The 4,653-nt window shown below is 60.5% G+C and carries 2 protein-coding genes; one reads left to right on the top strand and one right to left on the bottom strand.

Features of this window, described 5'->3' with window-relative positions; genetic code table 11:
• Window positions 1-97: 97 nt before the first annotated feature.
• Window positions 98-1,243, bottom strand: coding sequence for an inositol-3-phosphate synthase (locus ACI38B_RS01005; protein ID WP_015451151.1), 1,146 nt, complete (start codon window positions 1,241-1,243; stop codon window positions 98-100).
• 821 nt (window positions 1,244-2,064) lie between these two features.
• Between ACI38B_RS01005 and ACI38B_RS01000 the strand changes: the two genes are divergently transcribed.
• Window positions 2,065-4,482 carry a transglycosylase domain-containing protein gene (locus ACI38B_RS01000; protein WP_439729166.1) on the top strand — a complete coding sequence of 806 codons (2,418 nt, stop codon included), beginning with the start codon at window positions 2,065-2,067 and terminating at the stop codon, window positions 4,480-4,482.
• The last annotated feature ends 171 nt before the right edge of the window (window positions 4,483-4,653 follow it).

Genomic DNA, 4,653 nt, shown 5'->3' with positions numbered 1-4,653 from the left:
TCTCAGCGTCGGCAGACGGTTATCAACAACGGGTAATCACGGCATCTGGCGGCCAAAATCAACAATCATCTGCCCGCCAGACACGCAACGCACCCAATCAGGCGTGCCACACGTCCTTGCCTGCGGCCTTCGCAGCCGCGACATCGGCGTCAAGCTGGGCCTCATTGGCCTCGGATTCGCCGGTGATGAACTTCTCGACGAGGGCCTTCGCCTCGCCATCCTCGTGCTGAACGGCCGGGGACTTCATGAAGTACGCGGAAGCGGACAGCACCGGGCCAGCCAGATGACGGTCGAGCGCGATCTTGGCGGCGCGCAGCGCGTCGATGACCACACCAGCGGAGTTCGGGGAATCCCACACCTCGAGCTTGTACTCGAGATTCAGCGGAACATCGCCGAAAGTGGTGCCCTCAAGGCGCACGAACGCGAACTTGCGGTCCTCAAGCCACGCGACATAGTCGGACGGGCCGATGTGCACGTTGTGCGGATCCATCTCGTGAGGAACGATGGAGGTGACGGCGCGGGTCTTGGAAATCTTCTTGGATTCCAGACGCTTGCGCTCAAGCATGTTCATGAAGTCCATGTCGCCGCCGACATTGAGCTGGTACGTGCGGTCGAGGCGCACGCCACGGTCCTCGAACAGGCGGGCGAGCACACGGTGCGTGATGGTCGCGCCGACCTGGCTCTTGATATCGTCGCCGACGATCGGCAGACCGGCCTTGCGGAACTTGTCAGCCCACTCCGGGTCGGAAGCGATGAACACCGGCAGGCAGTTCACGAACGCGCAGCCGGCATCGATGGCGGCCTGGGCGTAAGCCTTGTCAGCCTGCTCGGAACCGACCGGCAGGTAGCTGATGAGGATGTCAGCCTTGGTGTCGCGCAGCACCTGGGCAACGTCCACCGGCTCGGCGTCGGATTCGGTGATGACCTGACGGTAATACTCGCCGAGGCCGTCGCCGGTCGGACCGCGCTGCACGGTGACACCGGAAACCGGCATGTCCTTGCAGAACTGGTACGTGTTGTTCATGCTGGCGAAGATTGCCTCGTTGAGGTCCTTGCCGACCTTGGCGGCATCAACGTCGAACGCCGCGACAAACTCGATGTCCTTGATACGATAACCACCGAACACGTTGTGCATGATGCCGGGGATCTTCTCATCGTCCTTGGCATCCTTGTAATATTCGACGCCTTGAACGAGAGACGAGGCGCAGTTTCCCACGCCAGCGATTGCCACGCGAATGCTCATTTGGACTCCTCTTAACTAAGCGTTGCGTTATTCCAAACTTCAAGCATACCGTTTCGTTTGGAGAATCACACACGAAATCAGGAAGAAACATCGCCAATTGGGGCGGATATGCTCCGTCTGCCTGCCTTGTACAGACAAATCGGCGCTCGTTGATGGTTTTTCAGGGGTGTCGGGGCTGCACGAATCCAGGCGCAGTCGGCGGCGGGTCAGGGGTTCAGGCTGGGGATGCTTACATCCGGGACCGATAGGAGTGCAAACAGGGGTATCCCCGACCGCTGCGACTCTCAGGTCGCACGCGAGCCGAATGCGCGGCAACTCTGCCAGAATCCGCATACACACCTCGATACGATGCGACAACACAATCACACACCAAAGAGATACACAACAAATCAACCCACACCAACGACATACCCGGCCGGCGTGCGACAGGGCGAGCGCACGGCAGGGAGTTCCGACGCGGACCGGTCGCTGGAATGCCAGACAGTGCGACAGGGCGAGCGCACGGCAGGGAGATTACGGCATGAAGGTACTGTCTGGAACCGCATCCGGCGGCGGCATAGCACACAGCTCCAGCTACGAGCCCAACACACAGCCTTGTCCCCGTCCAGTGCCACACCAGCCCATCCCGGCGGTGCGCTGCCGCCCAACCAAGTTCGCCCCCGCGCACTGCCCCAGTCTGAACCAATGATCGTCGCCAAGATACCGAAGCAAGCGATACGATGCTCTCCCCCAACCGGCAATCAGCGCCGGCGAGTCTCAAATTTGTAAGAGTTCCGGTCATAAGAAGCGGTTTTTCAGGTGCTCCGGCTACGGTTGCAACCATGGCTTCACAGAAACGTAGTGCTTCATCACGCCCACGCAGCGCGCGCAGCGCATCATCCACGCGCAGCGCCGGGAGCGACGCATACGATTCCAACAGCTCACAACGGGCTTCAAACTCGGCATCACACAGCTCAAGCGGTACACGCGCCTCCCAACACGGCTCCCATCGCGCACACGGCTCGCACAGCCAGCGCAACAGCCGTTCCTCATCCTCTGCATCATCGCGCCGAGTCGCGGCAACACGTCACAGCGGGCCGGGAACCCACCGCGCCGAGGGCAAAGGCCCGAAAACCCGCGTCAAAGGCCGTCATCTGATACTCAAATGGACGCTCGGTTTGATTCTCACATTCATCGCGGTCGCCGTGGGCGCGTTCGCGTACCTGTATGTGACCACGGAGATCCCGCAGCCAGAAAAAGTCGCAATGGCCGCGAAAACCACCGTCTACTATTCCGACGGCACCACCCCGATCGGCAGCTACGCCGCCCAGAACCGCGAAATCATCGACTGCTCGACGCTGCCGAAATACGTTGGGCAAGCCATCGTCGCCTCGGAGAATCGCACCTTCTATCAAGACAAAGGCATCGATTTGCGCGGTATCACCCGAGCCCTGATTACCAATCTGCGCACCGGGTCGCGGCAGGGTGGGTCGACCATCACCCAGCAATATGCGGAACGGTATTATCTGGGCGAAACGACCACATACAAGGGCAAGCTGCGCGAGGCGATCCTCGCTATCAAAATCGCACAGACCCAGTCCAAGGACACCGTGCTGTGCAATTATATGAACACGATTTACCTCGGACGCGGCGCGTACGGCATCCAAGCCGCGGCGAAAGCGTACTTCAACAAGGATGCGAAAGATCTGACCGTGTCCGAAGCCGCGATGCTTGCCGGCATCATCCCCGCGCCGAGCACTTGGGACCCGGCGATCAGCCCCAAACAGGCGACTTCGCGATTCAACCGCGTGATTCGCATCATGAAGGAGGACGGCTACATCACCTCGGCGCAGGCCGCGGAGGCCGCCATGCCGCAAACCGTCGCCCAAACCACGGAAAACACCTATCAAGGGTATAAAGGCTACCTACTGACCATGGTCGAACAAGAGCTGGTCAATTCCAAGGCATTCACTAAGGATGAGCTGGAAACCGGCGGATACAAAATTGTGACGACTTTCGATTCCACCTTGCAGAACGAGATGCAATCCGTAGGCGACAACCGGGCGTCCGGCATGCCGGATGGGATGCAGATTGGTGCCATAGCGGCGGACCCGCGCGACGGCAGCATCAAATCGATTTACGGCGGCACCGATTATCTGACCCACCAGCTCAACAACGCCACGCAGGCCACCTACGAGCCGGGCTCGACGATGAAACCCTTCGCCCTTCTCGGAGCTGCACAGGCCGGCGTCAGCTTTAACACGACATTCAACGGCAACTCGCCGCAAACTTTCAAAGGTCTGGTCAGTTCGGTGGCCAACTCGGGGAACGTCAGCTACGGCTACGTGAACCTGTACAAGGCGACCGCATACTCCGTCAATACGGCATTCATGAACCTCAACGAGAAGCTCACACCGCAGAAAACCGCGGAAATCGCGCATTCCGCGGGTATCACGAGCGATATCGACGAAACCTCGCCGTACAACGTGCTCGGTATCAATTCAGTGACCGTCAAGGAACTCACGCAAGCCCACGCGACCATCGCCGCCGGCGGGGTCAAGCACACCCTGCATTGCGTGTCCAAAGTCCTCAGCTCCGACAACAAGGAGCTCTACACCGCGAAAACCGGTGACGAGCGCGTATTCGAAGAGAACGACTGCGCCCTGGTTATCAAAGCAATGGAAGGCACCGTACAGTACGGCACCGGCAAGGAAGCACGATCCATCGGACGCACCATCGCCGGCAAGACCGGTACCGCAAACGACGCATACGCCGCGTCCTTCGTCGGGTACACGCCGGAATTGATCAGCACCTGGGCCATGTGGTATCCGGACGCGAACGGAAATCCGCAGGAAATCCCCGATTTCAACGGGTATACGCATTCGGAGTATCCGGTGCATCTGTTCACCGAATTCATGAAGCAGGCGCTTAAGGGCACCGAGGACACTGCGTTCCCGACCGCCACCGACGACGGCAAGGTCGGCGGACCGGACGGCACATGGGGAACGGGCGGCAGCGTCACTCGCCGCTCCTACTCGGGCTCGTCCAGTTCGAGCAGCCCGTCCCCCTCCGCATCGGCGACTACGGGCACCGCGCCTTCGACCGGTTCCGCCGATGAGGGGAACACCGGCGATACGACCTCTGGCGGTTCCGGCGCCGGGGCAGGCGGCGACGGCTCGAATACCAGCACCGGCGGTACGGGAACGGGAACGGACAGTACTGGTGGAGACGGCGGCAACGGCACCACGCCACAGCAGTGACCTCTCTGGTCGCCTCTGAGACAAGAACCGTCTCTCTTATACAAACTGGCTACGCTGAGCGGCTTCTCAGCGTAGCCAGTTTGTATAAGAAGAGGGGAAGTGAGAACCGTCCACCTTCCGGCACGGCACAACCCGTCCGGCACGGCACAACCCGTCCGGCACGGCACAACC

The organism is Bifidobacterium sp. (assembly GCF_051876855.1).
GTDB lineage: Bacteria > Actinomycetota > Actinomycetes > Actinomycetales > Bifidobacteriaceae > Bifidobacterium.
The sequence above is the reverse complement of the archived record's forward strand: the minus strand, read 5'-3'. Positions and strand labels throughout refer to the sequence as shown.